Source organism: Dactylosporangium sp. NPDC049525 (genome assembly GCF_040676755.1).
Classification (GTDB): domain Bacteria; phylum Actinomycetota; class Actinomycetes; order Mycobacteriales; family Micromonosporaceae; genus Dactylosporangium.
In genome coordinates this window covers 141,057-162,551 of the sequence record NZ_JBFAPO010000022.1, presented here as the reverse complement: position 1 = coordinate 162,551, position 21,495 = coordinate 141,057, and the positions used below count along the sequence as shown (strand labels likewise).

At 70.9% G+C, this 21,495-nt stretch carries 24 protein-coding genes and 1 other RNA gene; 16 read left to right on the top strand and 9 right to left on the bottom strand.

What is annotated here, in order from left to right; all coding sequences use genetic code 11:
- From AB0K00_RS29035 to AB0K00_RS29020, 4 genes are all read right to left on the bottom strand, one after another.
- Positions 1–1,522, bottom strand: a 1,522-nt coding sequence (locus tag AB0K00_RS29035; protein WP_363526228.1) for a thiamine pyrophosphate-dependent enzyme, incomplete at its 3' end; no start/stop codon positions are given.
- 54 nt (positions 1,523–1,576) lie between these two features.
- Positions 1,577–2,020, bottom strand: a complete 444-nt coding sequence (locus tag AB0K00_RS29030; protein ID WP_363526225.1) for an NUDIX domain-containing protein — start codon at positions 2,018–2,020, stop codon at positions 1,577–1,579.
- Positions 2,021–2,069: 49 nt separating this feature from the next.
- On the bottom strand, positions 2,070–2,483 hold the full coding sequence (locus AB0K00_RS29025; protein ID WP_363526222.1) for a YjbQ family protein: 414 nt from the start codon (positions 2,481–2,483) through the stop codon (positions 2,070–2,072).
- A 13-nt stretch (positions 2,484–2,496) separates the two neighbouring features.
- Positions 2,497–2,943: a hypothetical protein gene (locus tag AB0K00_RS29020; protein WP_363526219.1), complete on the bottom strand. Its 447-nt coding sequence runs from the start codon at positions 2,941–2,943 to the stop codon at positions 2,497–2,499.
- 251 nt (positions 2,944–3,194) lie between these two features.
- Here AB0K00_RS29020 and aceE point away from each other — a divergent pair, with 251 nt between their 5' ends.
- The 6 genes from aceE to AB0K00_RS28990 all read left to right on the top strand — a co-directional run bounded on the left by aceE (position 3,195) and on the right by AB0K00_RS28990 (position 9,414).
- The gene (gene aceE / locus AB0K00_RS29015) at positions 3,195–5,939 is read left to right on the top strand and encodes a pyruvate dehydrogenase (acetyl-transferring), homodimeric type (RefSeq protein ID WP_363526217.1); all 2,745 of its coding nucleotides are present in this window, start codon (positions 3,195–3,197) and stop codon (positions 5,937–5,939) included.
- Positions 5,940–6,020: 81 nt separating this feature from the next.
- Positions 6,021–6,662, top strand: a complete 642-nt coding sequence (locus AB0K00_RS29010; RefSeq protein WP_363526214.1) for a transporter — start codon at positions 6,021–6,023, stop codon at positions 6,660–6,662.
- On the top strand, positions 6,655–6,957 hold the full coding sequence (locus AB0K00_RS29005; protein WP_363526211.1) for a transcriptional regulator: 303 nt from the start codon (positions 6,655–6,657) through the stop codon (positions 6,955–6,957). The genes AB0K00_RS29010 and AB0K00_RS29005 overlap by 8 nt, the downstream gene beginning before the upstream one ends.
- On the top strand, positions 6,957–7,871 hold the full coding sequence (locus AB0K00_RS29000; RefSeq protein ID WP_363526208.1) for an ABC transporter ATP-binding protein: 915 nt from the start codon (positions 6,957–6,959) through the stop codon (positions 7,869–7,871). Before AB0K00_RS29005 ends, AB0K00_RS29000 begins: the two co-directional genes overlap by 1 nt.
- Before the next feature lie 3 nt (positions 7,872–7,874).
- Complete coding sequence (locus AB0K00_RS28995) at positions 7,875–8,612, top strand: ABC transporter permease (RefSeq protein WP_363526205.1); 738 nt, start codon at positions 7,875–7,877, stop codon at positions 8,610–8,612.
- A gap of 400 nt (positions 8,613–9,012) precedes the next feature.
- Positions 9,013–9,414, top strand: coding sequence for a hypothetical protein (locus AB0K00_RS28990; protein ID WP_363526202.1), 402 nt, complete (start codon positions 9,013–9,015; stop codon positions 9,412–9,414).
- 250 nt (positions 9,415–9,664) lie between these two features.
- Here the strand turns inward: AB0K00_RS28990 and AB0K00_RS28985 are convergent, their stop codons facing one another.
- Entirely contained in the window at positions 9,665–10,303 is a 639-nt protein-coding gene (locus AB0K00_RS28985; protein WP_363526199.1) for a bifunctional DNA primase/polymerase, read from the bottom strand.
- 193 nt (positions 10,304–10,496) lie between these two features.
- Here AB0K00_RS28985 and AB0K00_RS28980 point away from each other — a divergent pair, with 193 nt between their 5' ends.
- The 5 genes from AB0K00_RS28980 to AB0K00_RS28960 are packed head-to-tail and all read left to right on the top strand — an operon-like array spanning position 10,497 to position 15,125.
- Positions 10,497–11,729, top strand: a complete 1,233-nt coding sequence (locus AB0K00_RS28980) for a helix-turn-helix domain-containing protein (RefSeq protein WP_363526196.1) — start codon at positions 10,497–10,499, stop codon at positions 11,727–11,729.
- Between the two features lie 23 nt (positions 11,730–11,752).
- Positions 11,753–12,307, top strand: coding sequence for a flavoprotein (locus tag AB0K00_RS28975; protein ID WP_363526193.1), 555 nt, complete (start codon positions 11,753–11,755; stop codon positions 12,305–12,307).
- Positions 12,308–12,316: 9 nt separating this feature from the next.
- Complete coding sequence (locus tag AB0K00_RS28970) at positions 12,317–13,108, top strand: Nif3-like dinuclear metal center hexameric protein (protein ID WP_363526190.1); 792 nt, start codon at positions 12,317–12,319, stop codon at positions 13,106–13,108.
- Positions 13,105–13,845 carry a C4-type zinc ribbon domain-containing protein gene (locus AB0K00_RS28965; RefSeq protein WP_363526188.1) on the top strand — a complete coding sequence of 247 codons (741 nt, stop codon included), beginning with the start codon at positions 13,105–13,107 and terminating at the stop codon, positions 13,843–13,845. Before AB0K00_RS28970 ends, AB0K00_RS28965 begins: the two co-directional genes overlap by 4 nt.
- A complete protein-coding gene (locus AB0K00_RS28960; RefSeq protein ID WP_363526185.1) occupies positions 13,842–15,125 on the top strand; it encodes a bifunctional RNase H/acid phosphatase in 1,284 nt (427 codons plus the stop codon). The genes AB0K00_RS28965 and AB0K00_RS28960 overlap by 4 nt, the downstream gene beginning before the upstream one ends.
- On the opposite strand, the gene AB0K00_RS28955 is transcribed toward AB0K00_RS28960, so the two are convergent.
- Positions 15,122–15,895: a sulfite exporter TauE/SafE family protein gene (locus tag AB0K00_RS28955; protein WP_363526183.1), complete on the bottom strand. Its 774-nt coding sequence runs from the start codon at positions 15,893–15,895 to the stop codon at positions 15,122–15,124. The genes AB0K00_RS28960 and AB0K00_RS28955 overlap by 4 nt on opposite strands.
- 30 nt (positions 15,896–15,925) lie before the next feature.
- Between AB0K00_RS28955 and rnpB the strand changes: the two genes are divergently transcribed.
- Together rnpB and AB0K00_RS28945 are read left to right on the top strand one after the other, a co-directional pair.
- Positions 15,926–16,293: RNase P RNA component class A (rnpB, locus tag AB0K00_RS28950), an RNA gene on the top strand.
- 428 nt (positions 16,294–16,721) lie between these two features.
- On the top strand, positions 16,722–18,269 hold the full coding sequence (locus AB0K00_RS28945; RefSeq protein ID WP_363526181.1) for a pentapeptide repeat-containing protein: 1,548 nt from the start codon (positions 16,722–16,724) through the stop codon (positions 18,267–18,269).
- A 16-nt stretch (positions 18,270–18,285) separates the two neighbouring features.
- Here the strand turns inward: AB0K00_RS28945 and AB0K00_RS28940 are convergent, their stop codons facing one another.
- Together AB0K00_RS28940 and AB0K00_RS28935 are read right to left on the bottom strand one after the other, a co-directional pair.
- A complete protein-coding gene (locus AB0K00_RS28940) occupies positions 18,286–18,507 on the bottom strand; it encodes an NUDIX domain-containing protein (RefSeq protein ID WP_363526178.1) in 222 nt (73 codons plus the stop codon).
- Between the two features lie 422 nt (positions 18,508–18,929).
- Complete coding sequence (locus tag AB0K00_RS28935) at positions 18,930–19,202, bottom strand: hypothetical protein (protein WP_363526175.1); 273 nt, start codon at positions 19,200–19,202, stop codon at positions 18,930–18,932.
- 560 nt (positions 19,203–19,762) lie between these two features.
- Here AB0K00_RS28935 and AB0K00_RS28930 point away from each other — a divergent pair.
- The 3 genes from AB0K00_RS28930 to AB0K00_RS28920 all read left to right on the top strand — a co-directional run bounded on the left by AB0K00_RS28930 (position 19,763) and on the right by AB0K00_RS28920 (position 20,840).
- Positions 19,763–19,903: a hypothetical protein gene (locus AB0K00_RS28930; protein ID WP_363526172.1), complete on the top strand. Its 141-nt coding sequence runs from the start codon at positions 19,763–19,765 to the stop codon at positions 19,901–19,903.
- A 32-nt stretch (positions 19,904–19,935) separates the two neighbouring features.
- Entirely contained in the window at positions 19,936–20,331 is a 396-nt protein-coding gene (locus AB0K00_RS28925; RefSeq protein ID WP_363526169.1) for a hypothetical protein, read from the top strand.
- Between the two features lie 65 nt (positions 20,332–20,396).
- Entirely contained in the window at positions 20,397–20,840 is a 444-nt protein-coding gene (locus AB0K00_RS28920; protein ID WP_363526166.1) for a pyridoxamine 5'-phosphate oxidase family protein, read from the top strand.
- On the opposite strand, the gene AB0K00_RS28915 is transcribed toward AB0K00_RS28920, so the two are convergent.
- Positions 20,824–21,465 carry a hypothetical protein gene (locus tag AB0K00_RS28915; protein ID WP_363526164.1) on the bottom strand — a complete coding sequence of 214 codons (642 nt, stop codon included), beginning with the start codon at positions 21,463–21,465 and terminating at the stop codon, positions 20,824–20,826. The two genes, AB0K00_RS28920 and AB0K00_RS28915, sit on opposite strands and share 17 nt — an antisense overlap.
- Positions 21,466–21,495 lie beyond the last annotated feature (30 nt).

Below are 21,495 nucleotides of genomic sequence, written 5' to 3'. Positions count from 1 at the left end.
CCGGCTCCGGCCAGTCGGCGCCGGTGGCCTCGTCCGAGCCGTCCGGCCCCGGCTCCGGCCCGTCCGGCCCCGGCTCCGGCCCGTCCACGGCGTGCTGACCGCCGCCGGCGCGCTCGGGCGACAAGACCGGGGAGGGCGACGCCGACGCCGAAGCCGGAGACGGCGCCGGGGCGTCGTCGGTGGAGGGCGCCCGGTGCGACGGCACGGCGCGGTGCGAGGCGGCCGTCCCCACCGGCACGGCGTCCTCGGCGGCGGGCCGCTCCTCGTACGTCTCGGCGAACTCCAGGTCGTCGTCGATGTCGCTGCCCGCGTCGGGGTCCACCGCCTCGTCGACCAGGTCGGCGGCGGCGTCGGCGACGGCCCGGGACACGCGGACCGGGCGCCGCGGCGCGAGGGGCGCCGTCACCTCGGAGGCGCTGCCCAGCTTCGGCTCGCCGAGGACCTCCTCCGCGACCCGGCGCACGTCCCAGCCGAGCTCGTCGTAGCGGGCCATCAGCTCCGCCGGGGTCGCGACGCCGGCCTCGACGAGCAGCCGGGCGGTGCGCACCAGGGGGTCGCGGGCGAGGTCGGCGGCGATCTCCACCGGGGAGCGGTACGCCATCTCGGCGTCGGCGCCCGCGTGGCCCATCAGCCGGACGGTGGTGAGGTGCAGGACCGCGGGACGCCGGAAGCGGCGCACCCACGCGGCGGCCTCGGCGGCCCGGTCGTAGGTGCCGGCACTGTCGCAGCCGTCGGCGGCGTAGTACCGCACCCCGGGCCGGCTGCGCAGCGCCGCGGTGACCCAGCCGTCGGGGGAACGGACGCTGATGCCGAGGGCGTTGTCCTCGCAGACGAACAGCAGCGGCAGGCGCAGGCCGACGTGGTCGCACCAGCCGGCGGTGTTGAACGCGGCGGTCGCGGCGGCGTGGTTGACCGACGCGTCGCCGAAGGAGCACACGACGAGGGCGTCGCCGGGCCAGCCGTGGCTGTTGCCGGCGCCGGCGGCCGGGTTGCGCCGGCGGCCGCGGCCGAGCGCGTAGGCGACGCCGACGGCGCGCGGCAGGTGCGAGGCGATCGTCGAGGTGGTGGGCACGACGTGCAGGTCGGGGTGGCCGAAGACCTTGTGCCGGCCGCCGGCGATCGGGTCCTTCGACGAGGCGACGACCCCGCGGAGCACGTCGCGGATCGGGTCGCTGCCGGGGACCTGCGCGGCGCGCATGCAGTAGAAGCCGCCGGAGCGGTAGTGCAGCAGCGCGGGGTCCGTCGGGCGCAGTGCCGCGGCGACGGCCGCGTTCCCCTCGTGGCCGGACGAGCCGATCGTGTAGTAGCCGGCGTCGAAGCTGCGCAGCCAGCGGGCGGCGAGGTCGAGGTGCCGGCTGGTGCTCTGGGCGTCATACAGCGCCCGGGCCTGCACGCCGGTGAGTGCGGTGTCGTCGCGCACCGGCTCGTCGAGATCCCGGATGACCGTGGCGGCGACGAGCCCGGCGAGCTCCGCGCGGAACCGCTCGTCGAGATCCTGAGGGGTGGTCACGCTCGACAGCATGGCCGAAATTGGTCTTCGTCTGCCAGTCCGATGTGGCCGGGAGTGCCCCGGCCGTTACCGCCCGGCGCGTTCGGCGAGGGCCCTGTACTGCGAAGACGCCAGGAAGCTCGGCACCAGAAGCGCGGCGGTCACGCCGAGGTCGCGAGCGAGTGCCTCCTCAGGTGTGAGGAACACCATTGCCTGGCCCTCGCCGAGGACGATCTCGTCCTGGGTGGCGTCGGTCGGCGCGTAGTACACGTGCATCTCCACGAGCCCGTCGGCGGTGGTCACCGACGGCCGGGTGCTGGTTACGTAGTGCTCCAGTGTGGTGACGGTGAGTCCGGTCTCCTCCCACACCTCGCGGCGGGCGGCCTCCTCCGGCGTCTCGCCCTCTTCGATCTTGCCGCCGGGCATGGCCCACTGGTTGGGAGAGACCTTGGCGTGGGAGTCGCGGTGCTGCATCAGGACCCGCCCATGCGGGTCGACGAGGAACACGACGGCGACGCGACGCTCGATCACGCCTGTGATCCTCCCGCCTGGTGGCCGGGACGCCCGGCAGAAACGCGGCTCATCCGCGCAGGAAGCTGAAACGGACCTGGCGGGTGGCGTTGTCGCCGTTGGGGTCGACCAGGCAGATCGACTGCCAGGTGCCCAGCGCGATCCGCCCGCCGAGGACCGGCAGCGATGCGTACGGCGCGACGAACGCTGGCATGACATGGTCGCGGCCGTGGCCGGGGGAGCCGTGCCGGTGCCGCCAGCGGTCGTCGGCCGGCAGGACGTCGTCGAGGGCGCGCAGCAGGTCGTCGTCGCTGCCGGCGCCGGTCTCGATGATCGCGATGCCGGCGGTGGCGTGCGGGACGAACACGTGCAGCAGCCCGTCGCCGTCCGGGGCGTGCGCGGCGACGAACCGCGACGCCTCGTCGGTGATGTCCCGCACCACGGGGCGTGCGCCGGTGCGGACGGTGATGACCTCCGAGTGCATGGACGACAGTGTGTCAGTCGCTGGAGGACGAGGACGACGACCCCGAGTCCGACGACGAGGACGAGCCGGAGTCCGACGAGGACGAGGAGCCGGAGTCCGACGACCACGACGAGCCGGAGTCCGACGACGACCAGGACGAACCCGAGTCGTGCGAGGAGTGATGGTGGTGGCCCATGTCGTGCCCCCACCCGTGCACGTGCCCGCCGTGCGAGGAGTGGTGCCCGCCGGACGCGTCGCCGGAGAAGCCGGACGGGCCGCCGTCGGGGGTCCAGTCGGGCCCGAACGGGGCCGGGTTGGAGCCGCCGCCGCCCGGGCGGAACGAGCCGTTGCCGAAGGTGTTGCGCACGGTGCCGCGGACGGTCCGGCGGACGACGAAGACGATGGTGAGCACGACTGTCGCGATCGAGCCCCCGATGCAGAGCACGGGGATCAGCAGCCACCAGGCGGAGTTGTCGGACACGGCCGGACCGTAGCCGACCCGCGCCCGCGCGATGATGGCTGAGTCGCGGTTTTGTCACCCAGAAGTTACCCGCCGGTATCGTGTCGCGCGTCGCAGTTGACGCCCCGTAGACGTGACGGAATGCACTGGGGGCAGGCAGGATGGGACATGGGCTCACACATTGCCTCAACACGCACACCCCGAGGCCATCCCGACCAGCCATCGCCGTCCTACCAACAGCGCGGCCGGTCCTACACCTAGAAGGAACGCCTGTGTCCACCGAACGCAAGCGCCCAGTGATCAGCGACGGCCTGCCGAGTCAACTGCCGGACATCGACCCGGAGGAGACCACCGAGTGGGTCGAGTCGCTGGACGGAGTGATCGACGAGCGCGGCACGAAGCGTGCCCGATACGTGATGCTGCGCCTGCTGGAGCGCGCGCGGGAGCGACAGGTCGGCGTGCCCCCGCTCACCACCACCGACTACATCAACACGATCGCGCCGGAGCGTGAGCCCTGGTTCCCCGGCGACGAGCACGTGGAGCGGCGCATCCGCGCCTACATCCGGTGGAACGCGGCGATGCTGGTCCAGCGCGCCCAGCGGCCCGACGTCGGCGTCGGCGGGCACATCTCCACCTTCGCCAGCGCCGCCAGCCTGTATGAGGTCGGCTTCAACCACTTCTTCCGGGGCAAGGACCACCCGGGCGGCGGCGACCAGATCTTCTTCCAGGGGCACGCCTCGCCGGGCATGTATGCCCGCGCGTTCATGGAGGGCCGCCTGAGCGAGCAGCAGCTCGACGGGTTCCGCCAGGAGCTGTCGCACCGCGGCATGGGCGGCGGCCTGCCCAGCTACCCGCACCCGCGGCTGATGCCGAACTTCTGGGAGTTCCCGACCGTCTCGATGGGTCTGGGCGGCATCAACGCGATCTATCAGGCGCGGTTCAACCGATACCTGCACAACCGCGGCTTCAAGGACACCAGCGACCAGCACGTATGGGCGTTCCTCGGCGACGGCGAGATGGACGAGCCGGAGTCGATCGGCGCGATCGGCGTGGCCGCCCGCGAGGAGCTGGACAACCTCACCTTCGTCATCAACTGCAACCTGCAGCGCCTCGACGGTCCCGTCCGCGGCAACGGCAAGGTCATGCAGGAGCTCGAGGCGTTCTTCCGCGGCGCCGGCTGGAATGTGATCAAGGTCGTCTGGGGCCGGGAGTGGGACCCGCTGCTCGCCGCCGACACCGACGGCGCGCTGGTCAACCTCATGAACAAGACCCCCGACGGCGACTACCAGACGTTCAAGGCCGAGTCCGGCGCGTATGTGCGGGAGCACTTCTTCGGCCGCGACCCGCGCACCCGCAAGATGGTCGAGCACCTCTCCGACGACCAGATCTGGCAGCTCAAGCGCGGTGGCCACGACTACCGCAAGCTGTACGCGGCATACAAGGCGGCCACCGAGCACACCGGCCAGCCGACGGTCATCCTGGCCAAGACGATCAAGGGCTGGACGCTGGGCTCGCACTTCGAGGGCCGCAACGCGACCCACCAGATGAAGAAGCTGACCCTGCAGGACGTCAAGGACTTCCGCGACCGGCTCTACCTCGACATCCCTGACAGCGCGATCGGCGACAACCCCTACGCGGTGCCGTACTACCGGCCGGACGAGAAGTCCGACGAGATGCAGTACATGCTGCAGCGGCGCGCGGAGCTCGGCGGCTCGGTGCCCAACCGGCGGACCACGCACGTGGACCTGAAGCTGCCGGCGTCGTCGGTCTACGGCGACATCAAGCGCGGCTCGGGCAAGCAGAAGGTCGCCACGACGATGGCGTTCGTCCGCATGCTCAAGGACCTGATGCGCGACAAGGGCATGGGGCGGCGCTGGGTGCCGGTCATCCCTGACGAGGCCCGCACGTTCGGCATGGACTCGCTCTTCCCGACCGCGAAGATCTACTCGCCGCACGGGCAGAACTACACGCCGGTCGACCGGGAGCTGTTCCTGAGCTACCGGGAGTCCACCGACGGGCAGATCCTGCACGAGGGGATCAACGAGGCCGGCTCGGTCGCCTCGTTCACGGCCGCCGCGACCAGTTACGCCACCCACGGCGAGCCGATCATCCCGGTCTACATCTTCTACTCCATGTTCGGCTTCCAGCGCACCGCCGACGGCATCTGGGCGGCCGCCGACCAGATGTCGCGCGGCTTCCTGCTCGGCGCCACCGCCGGGCGGACCACGCTCAACGGTGAGGGCCTGCAGCACGAGGACGGCCACTCGCTGCTCATCGCGGCGACCAACCCGGCCGTGGTGGCCTACGACCCGGCGTTCGGCTTCGAGATCGCGCACATCACCGAGAACGCGGTCGGCCGGATGTATGGCGAGCAGCCCGAGGACCTCATCTACTACCTGACGGTCTACAACGAGCCGATCTTCCAGCCGGCGGAGCCCGCCGAGCTGGACGTGCAGGGGCTGCTCAAGGGGCTCTACAAGTACCTGCCCGCGCCGGCGCAGGAGGGCCCGAAGGCGCAGCTCCTCGCCTCCGGCACCGGCATGCAGTGGGCGTTGAAGGCGCAGAAGCTCCTCGCCGAGGAGTGGGGCGTGGCCGCCGACGTGTGGTCCGCGACGTCCTGGACCGAGTTGCGCCGCGACGCGGTCGTCGCCGAGGAGCACAACCTGCTCCACCCGGGCGACGAGCCGCGCGTGCCGTATGTCACCGAGGCCCTCCAGGGCACCGAGGGCCCGGTCATCGCGGTCTCCGACTTCATGCGGGCCGTGCCGGACCTGATCGCCCGCTGGGTGCCGAATGACTACACGTCGCTCGGCACCGACGGCTTCGGCCTGTCCGACACCCGGCACGCGCTGCGCCGGCACTTCCACGTCGACGCCGAGTCGATCGTGGTCGCCACGCTGAGCCAGCTCGCCCGTCGCGGCGAGGTCCCGGCGTCGGCGCCGGCCGAGGCGGCGAAGAAGTACGCGATCGACGACGTGAACGCGGCCCCGGTCGGCGAAACGGGCGGCGACTCGTAACAGGCGCACCCAGGAGAGGGGGACCGGGCGACCGGTCCCCCTCTCTTTTGGCAAAGAGGTTTATGGCATAAAGTTGTTTGCATGACCCCGGTCGATGACGACGCACCACCCGCCTCACCCGCCGAGTCCCTCGCGCTCATCCAGCAGGAGCGCGCCGCGGTCGCCAGCACCGTGTCGATCAACCCGCTCGCCTACTACCTGCCCTGGGGCCTTGCCTGGATGGTCGGCTACGGCCTGCTGTTCGTGCGCTACGGGCCCGACGGGCGGATCTTCGTCGACCTGCCGGACTGGCTGCCCCTGGCCGTGCTGTTCGTGTGCATGGCCCTCGCCATGGTGTCCACGCTCGTGGTCTCCGCGCGGCGCGGCCGCGGCGTCGAGGGCCGCTCGTCATGGCAGGGCACGGCCTACGGCCTGTCCTGGTTCCTCGCGTTCGTCGGGGTCGGCAGCACCCTGGGCCGCTTCGCGCCGCTCCTGCCGGACCAGGAGCAGGGACTGCTGTGGGGGTCGGTCTCCGTCGGCACGGTCGCCGTCATGTACATGGCCGGCTCGGCGATCTGGCTCTCGCGCGACATGTTCATCCTCGGCGCCTGGCTCACCGTCATCAACATCGCCGGCGTCGCCCTCGGCCCCGGCTGGCACTCGCTGCTGATCTCGGCTGGCGGCGGTGGCGGCCTGTGCCTGTTCGGGGCCGTGCTGTGGCTGCGCGGACGCCGGCGTGGCTGACCTCGACCCGGTGATCCACGCCCAGGCGAGACTGCGCATCATGGCCGCGCTGTCCGGCCTGCCCGACGGCGACCGGATGACCTTCCCGCGCCTGCAGCAGATCCTCGACATGACCGCCGGCAACCTGTCGGTCCACCTGACCAAGCTCGAACAGGCCGGCTACGTCGACGTGGCCAAGTCCTTCAAGGGCCGCACCCCGACCACCAGCGCTGCCCTGAGCGCCCGCGGACGCGTCGCCTTCGACGACTACACCGCCGCCGTCCGCGCCCTCCTCGACCCCTCCAAGGAGACCTGATGCTGCTCGCCCGCACCATCGACGTCACCCGCCGCTACGGCGAGCACCTCGCGCTGGACGGCGTCAGCCTCGACATCCCCGCCGGCGGCGTGGTCGGCCTGCTCGGCCCCAACGGCGCGGGCAAGTCGACCCTCATCAACCTGCTCGTCGGCCTGCGCCGCCCCACGAGCGGCACCGCCGAGCTCTTCGGCGGCGACCCTCGCGACCCCGCCAGCCGTCGCCGGATCGGGGTCACCCCGCAGGAGACCGGCCTGCCCGCGACGCTGCGGGTCAGCGAATGCGTGGCGTTCGTCGCCGCCCACTTCGCCGACCCGATCCCGGCCGGCGAGCTCCTGGAAGGCTTCGGCCTGGCGGAGGTCGCCCGGCGGCAGACCGGTGGGCTGTCCGGCGGGCAGAAGCGCCGCCTCGCCGTCGCGCTCGCCTTCGTCGGCCGCCCCGAGCTCGTCTTCCTGGACGAGCCGACGACCGGCCTCGACGTCCAGGCGCGCCGCGAGCTGTGGTCCTACATCGCCGCCTACGGCCGGACCGGCACGGTCGTGCTGACCAGCCACTACCTGGAGGAGATCGAGGCCCTGGCCGACCGGGTCGTGGTCATCGGCGGCGGCAGGGTCCTCGCCGACGACACCGTCGAGGCGATCCGCGGCATGGTCGGCATTCACCGGGTCAGCGTCGCCGACCTGCCCGGCCTGCCCACGCTGCCCGACCTGCCGGGCGTCGTCGGCGTCGAGCACGCCGACGGCCGCACCTCCCTGCTCACCCCCGACGCCGACCAGCTGGTCCGGGACCTCGTCCTGGCCGGCGTGCCGTTCCGCGGGCTGCAGGTCCAGCCGACCACCCTCGAAGAGGCGTTCCTGACCATCACCACCCCGACACCGACGACGACCTCGACGACGCCCTTGAAGACGGGACGCTGACCCATGTCACTGGCACTCACCCACGCCCGGTTCCGCATCCTGGAGACGATCCGCATCCCCGTCGCCGTCGTCGGCGGCGCGTTCTTCCCGGCCGCGTCGATGCTCTTCTTCGTCGTGCCGTTCGCCGGCGAGGACGCCGTCGGCGCCACCTATGCCACCGCGTCGATGGTCATGTTCGCGGTCATGACCAGCTCCCTGTTCACCTACGGCGTCGGCGTCGCCGAGGACCGCGCCCAGCCGTGGGACCCGTTCAGCCGGACCCTGCCGGCCGGGCCCGCCGCCGCGTTCGCCGGCAGGGTGCTGTCCGGGCTGACGTTCATGTTCCTGTCGCTGATCCCGGTGGTCATCATCGGCGCCGTGCTCACCGCCGCCACCGCCAGCCCGGTGCAGCTGCTGCTCGCGCTCGGCGCCGTGGTGCTCAGCGCGCTGCCGTTCACGTTCATGGGCCTGGCGATCGGCTACGCCCTGCCGACCAAGGCCGCCCTCGCCGTCGCGCAGATCATCTTCTTCCCTCTCGCGTTCGGCGGCGGGCTGCTGTCGGCGCCGGGCGACGCGCCGGGCTTCGTCGAGACGATCGCCCCCTACCTGCCGACCCGCGGCGCCGTCGAGCTGGTCTGGGCTGCGGTCGGCGACTTCCACGTATCGACCACCTCGATGGTCGCGCTGGCTGTCTGGACGGTTGCGGCGGCGGCTCTCGCGGCCTGGGCGTACCGCCGTGACGAGGGAGCCCGCTTCAGCTGATCCGCGCATCGGCGCCCTCCAATCGGTGTTCCACGGCCGATTGGAGGGCGCCGATGTGTGTCGCAATGAACATCATTACCTTGATTCCGGCGTTTCTCGCACAACGGATCTTCCCTGGTCGCTAGCCTGGAGAGGCAGGCCTGCGACAGCGCGGGCCGAGGCGATGTCGAGGTGCCGACAGCCCGCTGCCGAAAATTGCCGAACCATACAGCTGGACGCACCGTTTCTCCGATCGCCGGTGAATCCTTTCTTCGGGGAACATGAAATGTATCTTTGGTACCGCGACCTGGCGGTGCGGTTGCCGTTGCCCTTGAGGGGGAAACGGTCAAGGGTGGCGGCGACGGTGACGGGGGGCAGGACGCGTGAGGTCGGGCGCCTTGCCGAGGGGGCGGTGACCGCCGTGGCACAACCGGACGCGGTCGGGCTCGTGGTCGCGTATCTGCGCGCCCAGCACCACCTGTCCGCCGCGACCCTGGTGACCGAGCGCCCCGATGACCTGGGCGGGAGCCTGCCGGTGCTGCTCGTGGAGGCGGTGGGGGAGCCGGCCCGCTCGCGGCTGCCCTGGGCCCGGCAGGTGCGCTGGCGGATCGGGCTGCAGGCCTGGGCCGAGGCCGACCAGGTGGAGAAGTTCATCTATGGTGCGTTGACGGCACTGTTCGCCGCGCGCGGTGTCCGGCTGCCCGAGGGCGGCCGGATCATGCGGGTCGACCCGGCCGCCGAGCCGACCGAGGTGCCCGATCGCAAGATCGGCGACGGTGTCCGCCGAGTAGTGACGACCATCGACGTGTCGGTCAGTTACTGATCTTTAGAGTAGATCAACACTCAGCGATGAGTAGGTAGTTTCGCAACCGTTGAGTAACTCTGCCGTGTTACAAGGGTCGACGTAGGGCTACACCAACGCTACGTTGGGCAGCGGCATGAATTCTGCACGTGAATTTTCTCCGATGCCTAGCGCGCTCCGGCACCACCGCCGCTCGGTCGGAGCGGTGCGCGCACACGGCAACGGCCGGTCCCCCCGAGAGGACCGGCCGCCGGCTCTGCCGCTGTGCCGGTTACGCGGCGCTGCGCCAGGTGTTCCTCGGCCCGGCGACGGCGAGGGGGCCCGCCCCGATGGCGTCGAGCATCAGCGCCTGCACGGCGTAGGGCTCCGCCGGCTGCCAGCCGTGCGTCTCCGGGGACAGCTCCCAGCGCACCCGCCCGCCGAACTGCGGGCTCGGCGCCGCCGGGACCCAGGAGCCCTGCCCGTGCAGCACCACGTCGGGCTGCTGGGCGAGCTCCGGCAGCAGGCCGTGTCCCGGCAGCACCAGGAAGAACCAGCGTTCGTCCTGACCTTTCTGCTGGGCGACCGCGACCGGTCCGCGCGCCGCGACGAAGCCGTCGCCGAGCAGCGCCGCCCGGCCCAGCGCCGCGGAGACCTCCAGGACGTCGAAGGCGTGCCCGGTGGGGAACAGCACGCTGTAGGGATGGACCTGCCACCACTCGGCGACGACCGCGGGCGAGCGGCTCGGCACGTAGGCCGTCGGGTGGCAGGCCACCGTGCGGCAGCCCACCTGGCCGCAGTCGAAGCGGCGCTCCTTCGAGTGCCGGCCGGCGTGCTGGCCGACCAGGTAGGCGCCCGGCAGGACATGCCAGCCGTGCTCGACGTACCGAAGCGCCGCTTTGCGCAGTTTGGCGCGTTCCCAGGACCGCATGTGCTCCTCCTAGCAGGGGAGATCACTCGAAAGTGCGCAGAGGACCACGTCGCGTCACCGCACGCAGTGTGCGTCGTTGACATTGGCGACGGGGGCTGCAACTTGCACATCGGAACGTATGAGCAGGAACGCCGGACGAACCGCACAAAAGGTGCGATATCGACCGCGCGGGTGACCTCCGGAGGTGAGCGGCGTGGATGAGCTGCCGATCGGCCGGCGTGTGGCCTACTGGCGAAACCGGCGCAAGATGTCCCAGCAGGTCTTCGCCGACCGGCTCGGGAAATCGAAGAGCTGGGTCGACAAGGTCGAGCGCGGCGTGCGGCGGCTGGACAAGTTCTCGGTGGTCTACGAGATCGCCGATGTGCTCCAGCTGGACGTCCAGATCCTGCTCGGCAAGGACCCGGAGCGGCGCCCCGACAGCGTCAACTGCGTCGACCAGGTCGAGGTCGAGGAGATCCGGGCCGCCCTGGAGCGTTACGACCAGATCAGCGCCTTCTTCTACGCGCCGCCGGAGCCGCCGCCCCTGGCGGAGATGCGCAAGGCCGTCACCCACGCGTGGCTGAGCTACCAGCACGCGAAGTACGGCATGCTCGCCCGCACGTTGCCCCGCCTGCTGCGCGAGGCCCAGGCCGCGGACACCGCCTACGCCGACAGCTCGCAGGGCCGCGAGTCCGCCCACCTGCTCGGGCAGGTCTACCAGATCGCGTCCTCCGCGCTGCGCAAGCTCGGCGAGCACGAGCTGGCCTGGCTCGCCGCCGACCGGTCGATCGCAGTCTCCCAGCGCGCCGGCGACCAGCTCCTGGCCGGCACCGCCACCACCCGCGTCGCCTCCGCGTTGCTCGCCCTCGGCCGCTCCCGCCCGGCCCTGGAGATCAACGTCAACATCGCCAACCGGCTCGCACCCGGTACCGGCGGCAACGACTGCGTGCCGGAGCGCCTGTCGGTCTACGGCATGCTGCTGCTGCAGGGCGCGATGGCGGCCGCCCGCATCGGCGACGGCGCCACCGTCCGGGACCTGCTGGGCGGGGCGGAGGACGCGGCCCGGGGACTCGACGGCGACCACAACTACTACTGGTCCTGCTTCGGGCCGACCAACGTGCAGCTGCACCGCGCCGCCGCCGCCGTCGAACTCGGCGAGGGCCGCGTCGCCGTCGAGGTCCACGAGGCCCTCGACCTGGACGCGTTCCACGCGCTGCTGCCGGAGCGCCGCGCGCACCACTACCTCGACCAGGCCCGCGCGCACGCGATGCTCGGCGACATCGACCTGGCCAGCGAGATGCTCCTGGAGGGCGACCGGCTCGCCCCGTCGGAGATCCGCTGCCGGCCCCTCGCCCGGGAGGTGCTCAGCGACGTGCTGCGCCGCACCCGCGGCACCCCGTCAGCGCTCGTCGCGGAACTCGCCGAGCACATGAGCGTGGGCGTATAGACGCGGGGTAGCACAATGCGCCCATGTCCGGTCATGTCCTGTACGCCGTGATGTGCGGATCGCCTGTCACGCAGGATGCCAGCAAGCTCGTGTCGCTCGCTCAGGCGAGAGGCTGGGAGGTCTGCGTGGTCGCCACGCCGGACGCCCTGAAGTGGCTCGACGTCCCCCGGCTCGTCGCGCAGACCGGGCACCCCGTCCGGCACCGGTACAAGTACCCCGGCGACCCCGACATCCTCCCGCAGGCCGAGGCGATGATCGTCGCCCCGGCCACCGTCAACACGATCAACAAGTGGGCCGCCGGCATCGCCGACACCCTCGCCCTCGGCCTGCTCGTCGAAGGGCTCGGCATGGGCCTGCCGATCATCGCCGTGCCGTTCACCAACATCGCGATGGCCCGGCACCCCGCGTTCGGCGAGTCGATCGAGAAGCTGCGCTCCTGGGGTGTCACCGTTCTCTACGGACCGGACGTGCTGCCCCTGCACCCACCGGGCACCGGCGAGCGGGTCCTCGGCGCCTTCCCGTGGCACCTGCCCGTCGAGGCGCTCGACCGGCAGACGTCGAGGGACGACGTGGAGTAACGTCGCGCCGTGCTTGTCGCCGAACTCGTCGAACTGCTCGAACAGCGCTACCCGTCCTCCTGGGCCGAGAGCTGGGACCGGGTCGGCTTCACCCTCGGTGAACCGTCCGCCGAGGTCACCAGGGTCCTCCTCGCGGTGGACTGCGACCCGCGGACCGTCGCGGAGGCCGTCGCCGCCGGGGCCGACTTCATGTTCACCCACCACCCGCTGCTGCTGCGCGGCGTGTCCAGCGTCGCGCCGACCACGTACAAGGGCGCCATCGTCCACCGGATGATCAAGGCGGGCGTCGCCCTGTACACCGCGCACACCAATGGCGACGTCGCCAACCCTGGCGTCTCCGACGCGCTCGCCGCCCGCCTGGGCCTGCTCGACGTCCGGCCGCTCGTCCCGATCGCCGACACCGGCCGCGGCCACGGCCGCATCGGCAGGCTGCCATCCGCCATGGCGCTGTCGGACCTTGCCGCGCTCGTGTCCTCGTCCGTCGGTGGTGTACGGGTGGCCGGCCCCCGCACGGCCACGATCGAGACGGTCGCCGTGTCCGGCGGTGCCGGCGACGCATGGCTCGCCGACGTCGCACGAGCGGGCGTTGACGCATACTTGACCTCGGATCTGCGCCACCATCCCGCACACGAGCACCTCGCGAACGGCGGGCCCGTGCTGCTCGACGTCTCGCACTGGGCGTCCGAGCGGCCCTGGCTCGACGACGTCGCGGCGTTCCTGCGGGACGAGACCGGCCTGCAGACCATCGTGTCCGATGTGGACACCTCACCCTGGACGTTCTTGGAGGACGGTAATTCGTGAAGGCTGACCCAGAGGCTCAGCGGCGCCTGCTCGACCTGCAGGCGATCGACATCGCGCTCACCCAGCTCGCGCACAAGCGCAAGTCGCTGCCCGAGCACGCCGAGCTCGACCGGCTGGCCCGCGAACTGTCCACGATGGAGGACCAGCGGGTCCGCGCCCAGGTCGCCGTCGACGACCTCGACCGCGACATCAGCCGCCTCGAGCGCGACGCCGAGCAGGTCCGCGCCCGCAAGGACAAGGACCAGGTCCGGCTCGACGCCGGCACCGGCCCTTCCCGTGAGCTGGAGGCCCTCCAGCACGAGATCGCCACGCTCAACCGGCGCCAGAGCGAGCTCGAGGACGCCGAGCTGGAGCTGATGGAGCAGCGGGAGACCGCGCAGGCGACCCTCGACGACATCGTCAGCCGCCTCACCGAGACCCGGTCGGTGCGCGCCGCCGCCGAGCAGCGCCGCGACGAGACCCTCGCCGGCCTCGCCAAGGACGAGGAGTTCCGCCGCTCCGGCCGCAAACCCCTCGCCGCGGACCTCCCCGCCGACCTCATCACCCTCTACGACAAGATCAGGGAGAGCAGCGGCGGCATCGGCGCGGCCATGCTCCGCCAGGGCCGCTGCGAAGGCTGCCGCCTGGAGCTCTCCGGCGGCGACAAGGCCCGCGTCAAGGCCGCCGCCCCCGACGAGGTCGTGCGCTGCGAGGAGTGCCGGCGCATCCTCGTCCGGACCGCGGAGTCCGGCCTGTGAAGGTCACGATCGAAGCCGACGGCGGGTCCAGGGGCAACCCCGGGCCCGCCGGCTACGGCGCGGTCGTGCGCTCCGACACCGGCGAGGTCCTCGCCGAACGCCTCGGCCGCCTCGGCGTCACCACGAACAACGTCGCCGAGTACACCGGCCTGATCGAAGGCCTGCGCGCCGCGTCCGAGCTCGGCGCCGACGAGGTCGACGTCCGCATGGACTCCAAGCTCGTCGTCGAGCAGATGTCGGGCCGGTGGCAGATCAAGCACCCCGGCCTGCGTCCTTTGGCGGCGCAGGCGAGCGACCTGGCGCGCGGGTTCCGGGCGGTCCGCTACTCGTGGATCCCGCGGGAGCAGAACAAGTACGCCGACCGGCTCGCCAACGCCGCCATGGACGGCAAGGACGCCCCCGAGCCCCCTGCGCCGCCCGTTGCCGCGGCGCCGGTCGCGGGGCCCGACTCTCCCGGCCGCGCGGCCGCCAGGGCCGCCGCTGCCGCTGCCGTCGCTCCGTCTCCTGTCCCACAGACGGTGGTCACTTCGCCTCCTGCCGCCGCGCTTTCAGCGGTCTCCGCTTTGCCGCCCCCCGCACAGACGGTGGTCACTACGTCGGACGTCGATGCCGCGTCGCAGGTGCCGACCGCGGCGCGGTCGTGGGAGCCGCCGTCGACCGGGTCACCGCTGCGGATGGTGCTGCTGCGGCACGGCGAGACCCCGTACACCGTGGAAAAACGGTATTCGGGTCGCAGTGACATCCCACTCTCCGAGCGGGGCCGGGACCAGGCCGCCCGCGCCGCCGGCCGGGTCCGCGCCGTCGCCCCCGACCTCGCCGCCGTGGTCAGCTCGCCGCTGCGCCGCTGCCTGGAGACCGCGGCCGCGCTCGGCGAAGTCTCCGGTGGGGCTGCGGTCGTCGTCGAACCGGACCTCGTCGAGTGCGACTTCGGCGAGTGGGACGGCCTCACGTTCGCCGAGGTGCGTGCTTCGTACCCGAACGAGCTCGACCGCTGGCTGGCCTCGCCGCTCGTCGCGCCACCCGGCGGCGAGTCCCTGCAGCAGGTCACCATCCGCGTGCGGCGCGCCCTGCGCCGGTTGCAGCAGCAGTACGCCGGGCAGCAGATCGCCGTGGTCAGCCACGTGACCCCGATCAAGTCGCTGCTCCGCGACGCACTCGCCGCCGGCGACGCGTTCATGTACCGGCTGTATCTGGATCCCGCCGGCCTGTCGGTCGTCGACTCGTGGCCTGACGGCGGGGTCGCCGTGCGTACCGTCAACGACACCGCACACCTGAGCTAGAAGACGGCCCGGTAGAGCAGGACCAACCCCACCCCCGTGCCGAAGGCCACGATCAGCCACTTCAGCACCGCCGACGGCAGGCGCCGGGCCAGCCTGGCGCCCCCGTAGCCGCCGAGCATCGCCGTCGGCGCGACGACGACGACGTCCGCCCAGTCGACGGGCCCGAACGCCGAGAACACGAGCACCGTGATGAGGCCGCCGAGCGCGGACACGACGTTCTTCAGTGCGCTGATCCTGGCCATCGACTGGTCCAGCACCAGACCCAGCGCCGCGACCAGCATCACCCCGAGCGCGGCGCCGAAGTACCCGCCGTACAGCGAACCCACGAACACCATCGCGTGCAGACTCAGCGTCCTGCGCCGCGGCGTCATGTCCCGCGGGTGCCCGACCAGTTTCCGCAGCCGGTCCTGGAACGCCAAGGTGGTCGCCGCGGCCAGCACCAGAAACGGCACCACCAGGTCGAACGCCCGCGCCGGCGTGGCCAGCAGCAGCGCACACCCCAGCGCCGCGGCCACGACCGACGTCGGCACGAGCTGCCACAACCCCGCCCGCTCCCGCGCCAGGTCCCGCAGATCCGACCTGCTGCCGTACACCGACGCCGCATACCCCGGAAACACCGACACGGAGTTCGTCACGTTCGCCGCCACCGGGCTCAACCCGGTCGCGATCAACGCCGGAAACGTGATCAGCGACCCGCCGCCGGCGATGGCGTTCACGGTGCCGGCGGCCAGCCCAGCCCCGGACAGGAGCGCGATGTCTACAAGGTTCATGGTCCCGCCTACCATAGTCAGCACGACGGACGAGTCGACCGGGCGGCCGCGTCGGCACCTTCACCGGTGCCGCCGAGGAACGTCCGGGCTCCACAGGGCAGGGTGGTTGTTAACGGCAACCCGGGGCGACCCGCGGGACAGTGCCACAGAGAACAGACCGCCCGACCTTCGGGTCGGGTAAGGGTGAAACGGTGGGGTAAGAGCCCACCAGCGCCCCGGGTGACCGGGGCGGCTAGGTAAACCCCACCCGGAGCAAGGTCAGACGCAGGCGTTTGAGGGCGGCCCGCCCGAGCCTGCGGGTAGACCGCTAGAGCCTGCCGGCGACGGCAGGCCGAGATGGATGGCCGCACACCGCCTTCGGGCGGGGACAAAACCCGGCGTACAGGTCGACTCGTCCGTCTGTAATTCTCCGCGCCTGGCGGCGCGGGGCGGGGGTTCCCACCCGCACCCCCATGCTCGCTGCGCTCGCACCGCCTGCGCCTGGCGGCGCGGCGGCTTCTTGCGCCTGACGCGCCCGATCCGTCGTGGTCGCCGTCCGTCTGAGGCCGATGCTGCGGCACGGCTACCTCCGGTGCGCAAAGCGGAGGACTCGGAGCGCATCCCCGGGGTTTCCCGGGTCGCCGAGGTCCACGGGCGAGCGGTCCTGGCCGCCGGAGGCGTACTTGGTGGGCGGCGGATCGTGCGGCGCGTCGTTCGCCAACCGTGTTAGTGATGCGGACAGTGCTGTCTGTGGACACGGATGGTCACAATGACTGTCGTGCGTTCTCCGAGACGTTGGTTGATGGAACGACGGCCTGCAGAGCCGGCCGTATCAGATGATGCGCCGTTGCGATGGACCTGGCTGCTGAGCAACAGCGGCGTGGTCACGATCGTGGTCGCCGTGGCTGGGCTTGGCGTGGTGATGCTCCTGTGGATGCTGAATGTCGCGGGGCACGCCCCTGACAGCGGCGCCGCCAACAAATCAATGCTGCGGATCGAGGCGATCAAGTACGGGCTCGGGTCCATCGCGGCCGGCGGCGCGGTCGCTGCGCTGCTGCTGGCGATCCGGCGGCAGGTGTTGAGCGAGCGGGCGCAGCGTCATGCGGAACGATCGCAGCGATTCTCGGAAACCGACGCGTTGGAGCAGCGGGCCACAGCCTTGTACGTGGCGGCGGCGAACCAGCTCGGCAGCGACAAGGCTGCGGTGCGGCTTGCCGGCCTGTACGCGCTGGAGCGGCTCGGGCAGGACGAGCCGAAGCTCCGTCAGACGGTGGTGGACGTCTGGTGTTCGTATCTGCGGATGCCGTACACGCCTCCCGCGGAGGTATTGCTGCGCAACGGCAGACGTTCCCCGGATCGACCGGCTGCGGATACGGACCCACCGGATGCGGCGTTGGAGAGTGAGCGTCGTCAGGAGTTGCAGGTCCGCCTGACCGCGCAACGTCTGTTGGCGGCGCACATGAGCCGTGATCTGGCCGAAGCGGGCGAAGCCACGTACTGGCTGGATCACCGAGGTAACCGCATGGTGGTTGACCTCGTCGGTGCTGTGCTTGTCGATTTTACCCTGAATTCCTGCGATGTCGGACGCTGCAACTTGAGCGACGCGCAGCTCCATGGGATGGCTGACTTCGAGGGCGTACGGTTCCACACCGTTGCCTATCTGACCAGGACGCAGTTCCATGGCGAAGCCGTCCTAAGCGAGGCGCAGTTCCACGGCAATGCCACTCTGTACGAGGCGCAGTTCCATAGTCGCGCCAGGCTGTTCGGGGCACATTTCCACGGTGACGCCAACTTGTTCGGGGCGCACTTCCACGATGCCTCCACCCTGCACGGGGTGCAGTTTCATGGTGACGCCAACCTGGCCGAGGCGCAGTTCCACGGCGTCGCCCTCCTGTTCGGGGTGCACTTCCACAGTGCCGCCACCCTGAGAGCGGTGCAGTTCCACAGTGATGTCGTCCTGCGCGACGCGCATTTCCACGGTGACGCCAACCTGTTCAGGGCGCAGTTCCACGGTGACGCCCTCCTGTACGACGCGCAGTTCTATGGTGACGCCCACCTGGTCGGGGCGCGGTTCCACGGCACCGCCAACCTGGTCGGGGTGCAGTTCCACGGCACCGCCGATCTGTCAGGCGCGCAGTTTCACGGCACTGCCGATCTGTCACAGGCGCAGTTCCGTGGCGCCGCCGATCTGTCAGGTGCGCAATTCCACAGCAGCCTCAACCTGGGATCGGTCATGGCCGTAAGCAGCGTAGTCGTGCCGACAGGTTGGAAGTTGTCGAGTGCATCAGTCCAGCAAGATGGACTTCTAGCCGTGATTGAGGCTGACAAAATCGCTGCGGAGCATGCTGGCTCGGACGAATCCATCGGTCGATCTGGCGAATTGCTTATCGAGTGAACGGCTGAAAGGTGCGTTATTTGATTGGTCGTAGCGCATTGCGATATGAGCGAGCGTCACGGAGGACGGTTTCTTCGAGGACTTTACGTCGCACGCCTGTTTGGACGGACTCCGCTAGCTCAAGAATGCCGTCGGGGATCTGCCACTGGCCATTGTCTCGACGCTGGATCACCAGGACGCGACCGCCGTCGTCGGTGACGACGGCGGCGACCGAAACCGAGTGAAGCGGTCGACTCACGATCTGCTCCTGTCGAAGAGGCACAGGGCTGCGGTTGCGTCGTCATGGCGTTTGTACCTGGGCTGGTTGTATCCGTCGCTGTCGGCGACTTCCGCTGCTCGGACCTGCCTGATGAGCGCCTGCGGCCCTGCATCGGTCACGACGTCGAGGAGGCGGCGCCAGTCGTAGAGGCGGAACGAGTCGACCGCGCATGAGGCGCCGTCCGTGAGCAGCGCCGCTGTCCGTACGCGATCTGCACCCGCCGTGGGCAGCTGCGTGCAGATCTGCGACCGCCAGGCCCGAAGCGTGCGTCGGTGACGACGGAGACCGCGTCGCCTCGGTCCACGACCAGCGGGCTGTCGCACAGCACCAGGTATTTAAGCTGCTCGTCGGACAGTTGCACCATGCAGACCGTGCACGCGGGCGTTCCCGGGTGCTCCAAGTTACAAGTCTCGGTGTGATCGCCCCCGCATCGGGTGGATTGCCTCCGCCAGCAGTTCGGGGAGTGCTGTAGCGGCACGCTGCCCGTGCAGCAACGCGAGGTGTCCGCCGAGACGGCGGACGTACCAGGACGGGCCGTGGACGCAGCCAGCGTCGAGGGTGGGCGGCACGGACACACCGTCGAAGACGGCGACGATGTCCGGCAGTGCGAACGCGAAGTCCTCGTTGACCACTCGCCCAGGTGCCGCCTGGGAGGCGATTCGGGCCTCCATCATCACGCCTCCTGCGAGTGTGCGATCGGATCACCCGATCCGTCGTGTGCTCATCGTCCGGAACGGACGGCCAGGGTTGCTCGCCGATACGCTCGTGCCGATGGGGGAGTCGTCGGTGCCGCGCCACCCGGTGTCGCCACCCGGTGGCGCCGCCGGATGCGGAAGGTGCCGGTGGGCGGCGGCGTGAGGACGGCACCTGGTGGCGGTTCTGGGTGGCGTTGCTCATCGTGGTGGCGGTGTGTGCCGGGTGCGGGCGGTTCGTGTCCGGCTCGGTGATGGATGTTGCTGGCCACCGGTAACGAGTGTGACCCGGCGCCCGGGGAGCCGGGCCGGCTGGCCGGCGAGCGGGTGTTCCTGCGGCAGGACGGCGACCGCCGTGCCGGACGCTGAAGCGGTGACGTGGCAGCCGTGCATGTCGGAGGACGGCGACAGCAGTGGCATCACCGGCGGTCGTTCGGTCACGTACACCAGCGCGCTGAGCAACGAGGACATCGCCCGGCACTACCTGGACGTCGCTCGGGCGTCGGGCTGGCGGCTGGTACCCCGACGAGTCCGTCCACCAGGTGAACCTCGCCACCGGCAGGAAGTGGAGCCGGCACCGCTGTCTCTGGTTGAACGTCCTGCGTGACCCGGACAACCGGCCCGGGGTCTACGTCGTCCAGGTCTCGTTCTGGCCGAAGTGGCAACGGTCGTTCTGCCGCTGAACGGCGCGGGGTGCGGCTCTAGGCTGGGCGCCATGATCGAGCGGCCGAGTCAGCGGTGGCAGCGCGTGGTGGCGGAGGAAGAGGCGGCGGTGGCCGCGGGCACGTTGCCGCGGGAAGAGGCGCACGCCGGGGAGTTCTGGCCGCCCGAGTTCATCGGTGCGGTCGAGGCGGCACTCGCGGCGTACGAGCGGGAGATCGAGCAGTTGCCGGACAGGAGCGACGAGCTCGTGTGGGCGGCGGTGCGGCGGGTGGTCCTGGCACTGAACGACACCGGTGGGGACGAGTTCATCGAGACCGGTGAGCGGGAGGAACTGGCCGGGTTCATCGACCAGGTCCTGACGGCCGCAGGCGTCGACGTGGAGGCGCTCATGGCGCGCAGCGGCGGCCGGGACCGCGGCCAGCTGACCGACGAATGGCGGGACTGGTAACCAGCCAAAGACCAGCCAAAGACCGGCCAAAAGGCCAGCAAAAGGCCACGGCTTAGGCTGGCGGCATGACCGTACCGGCACGGAGCACCGCACAGCGGGTCGCTGACACGCTGCACCGGCTCGAGCACGACGTCGACGCCTGGGTGGCGACCGCGTCGCCGGACGGGGAGCCGTGCATGGTGCCGCTGTCGTTCCTGTGGGACGGGGCGACGCTGCTGTTCTCGACGGCGCCGGGCAACCCGACGGCGCGCAACCTCGCCGTGAACGGGCGGGCCCGCGTCGGCGTCGGGCCGACCCGCGACGTGGTGCTCATCGAGTGTGCCGTCGAGACGGTGCCGGCGGCCGAGATGGCGCCGGAGGTCGCCGACGCGTTCGCGGTGAAGGCCGGGTTCCGGCCGGGGCCGCGATACGTGTACCTGCGCATGACGCCGCTGTGGGTGCAGGCGTGGCGCGAGGTGAACGAGCTCGCCGAGCGTGACCTGCCGGCGGGGCTCACGCCACCGACGTGAAGGCCAGCTGCTCCCAGGGGCCGGCGCTGCCGCCGTTGCCGCGCAGCATGTTGGCGGAGCTGCCGGTCAGGTCGACGCGGACGCTCACCCAGCCCTTGGTCGCCTGGTTGCGCAGGAAGAACCGGCCGGCGTCGGACCACACCTCGAAGACCTCCCAGTCGCCCGGCCATTCGCCCCGGGCGCGCAGCATGCCCTTGGAGTTGCCGGCGTAGCCGTACTCGGCGGTGACGAGGTATCCGGAGGTGGCCTGGATGAAGATCAGGTCGGTCCGGCCGTTGTAGGAGCAGATGCTGAACTGCTCCCAGGTGCCCAGCGCGCCGGCCGAGGACCGGGCCCGCAACATGTTGTGACTGCTGCCGGTGTACCCCTGCTCCTCGGAGACATAGCGTCCCGCACGGTAGCTGAAGATGTAGTAGCGCCGGCAGATCGAGGCGCCGGGGATGCTCGCCGGGCCGAGCGCGTTGAGCTGCTGGCTGCCGCCGCCGCTGAGGTCCAGCGAGGTGCGGGTGAGACCCTTCGTGGCCGGGTCGTCCTCGGCCGTCGCGCCGGGCGGTGCGGCGCTCTGCTCGGCATACGCGGTCCCCGTCCCCAGCAGCGCGGCCAGGACAACGGCAGCGGACAGCAAGCTCCGAGCATGACGCACGACGACCCCCAG

Coding starts and splice junctions, on each gene's coding strand:
- AB0K00_RS29010 (WP_363526214.1), top strand. CDS start 6,021: ATGACCCCGGTCGATGACGACGCACCACCCGCCTCACCCGCCGAGTCC.
- AB0K00_RS29025 (WP_363526222.1), bottom strand. CDS start 2,483: ATGCACTCGGAGGTCATCACCGTCCGCACCGGCGCACGCCCCGTGGTG.
- AB0K00_RS28935 (WP_363526175.1), bottom strand. CDS start 19,202: ATGATGGAGGCCCGAATCGCCTCCCAGGCGGCACCTGGGCGAGTGGTC.
- AB0K00_RS28995 (WP_363526205.1), top strand. CDS start 7,875: ATGTCACTGGCACTCACCCACGCCCGGTTCCGCATCCTGGAGACGATC.
- AB0K00_RS28955 (WP_363526183.1), bottom strand. CDS start 15,895: ATGAACCTTGTAGACATCGCGCTCCTGTCCGGGGCTGGGCTGGCCGCC.
- AB0K00_RS28920 (WP_363526166.1), top strand. CDS start 20,397: ATGACCGTACCGGCACGGAGCACCGCACAGCGGGTCGCTGACACGCTG.
- AB0K00_RS28975 (WP_363526193.1), top strand. CDS start 11,753: ATGTCCGGTCATGTCCTGTACGCCGTGATGTGCGGATCGCCTGTCACG.
- AB0K00_RS28925 (WP_363526169.1), top strand. CDS start 19,936: ATGATCGAGCGGCCGAGTCAGCGGTGGCAGCGCGTGGTGGCGGAGGAA.
- AB0K00_RS29000 (WP_363526208.1), top strand. CDS start 6,957: ATGCTGCTCGCCCGCACCATCGACGTCACCCGCCGCTACGGCGAGCAC.
- AB0K00_RS28985 (WP_363526199.1), bottom strand. CDS start 10,303: ATGCGGTCCTGGGAACGCGCCAAACTGCGCAAAGCGGCGCTTCGGTAC.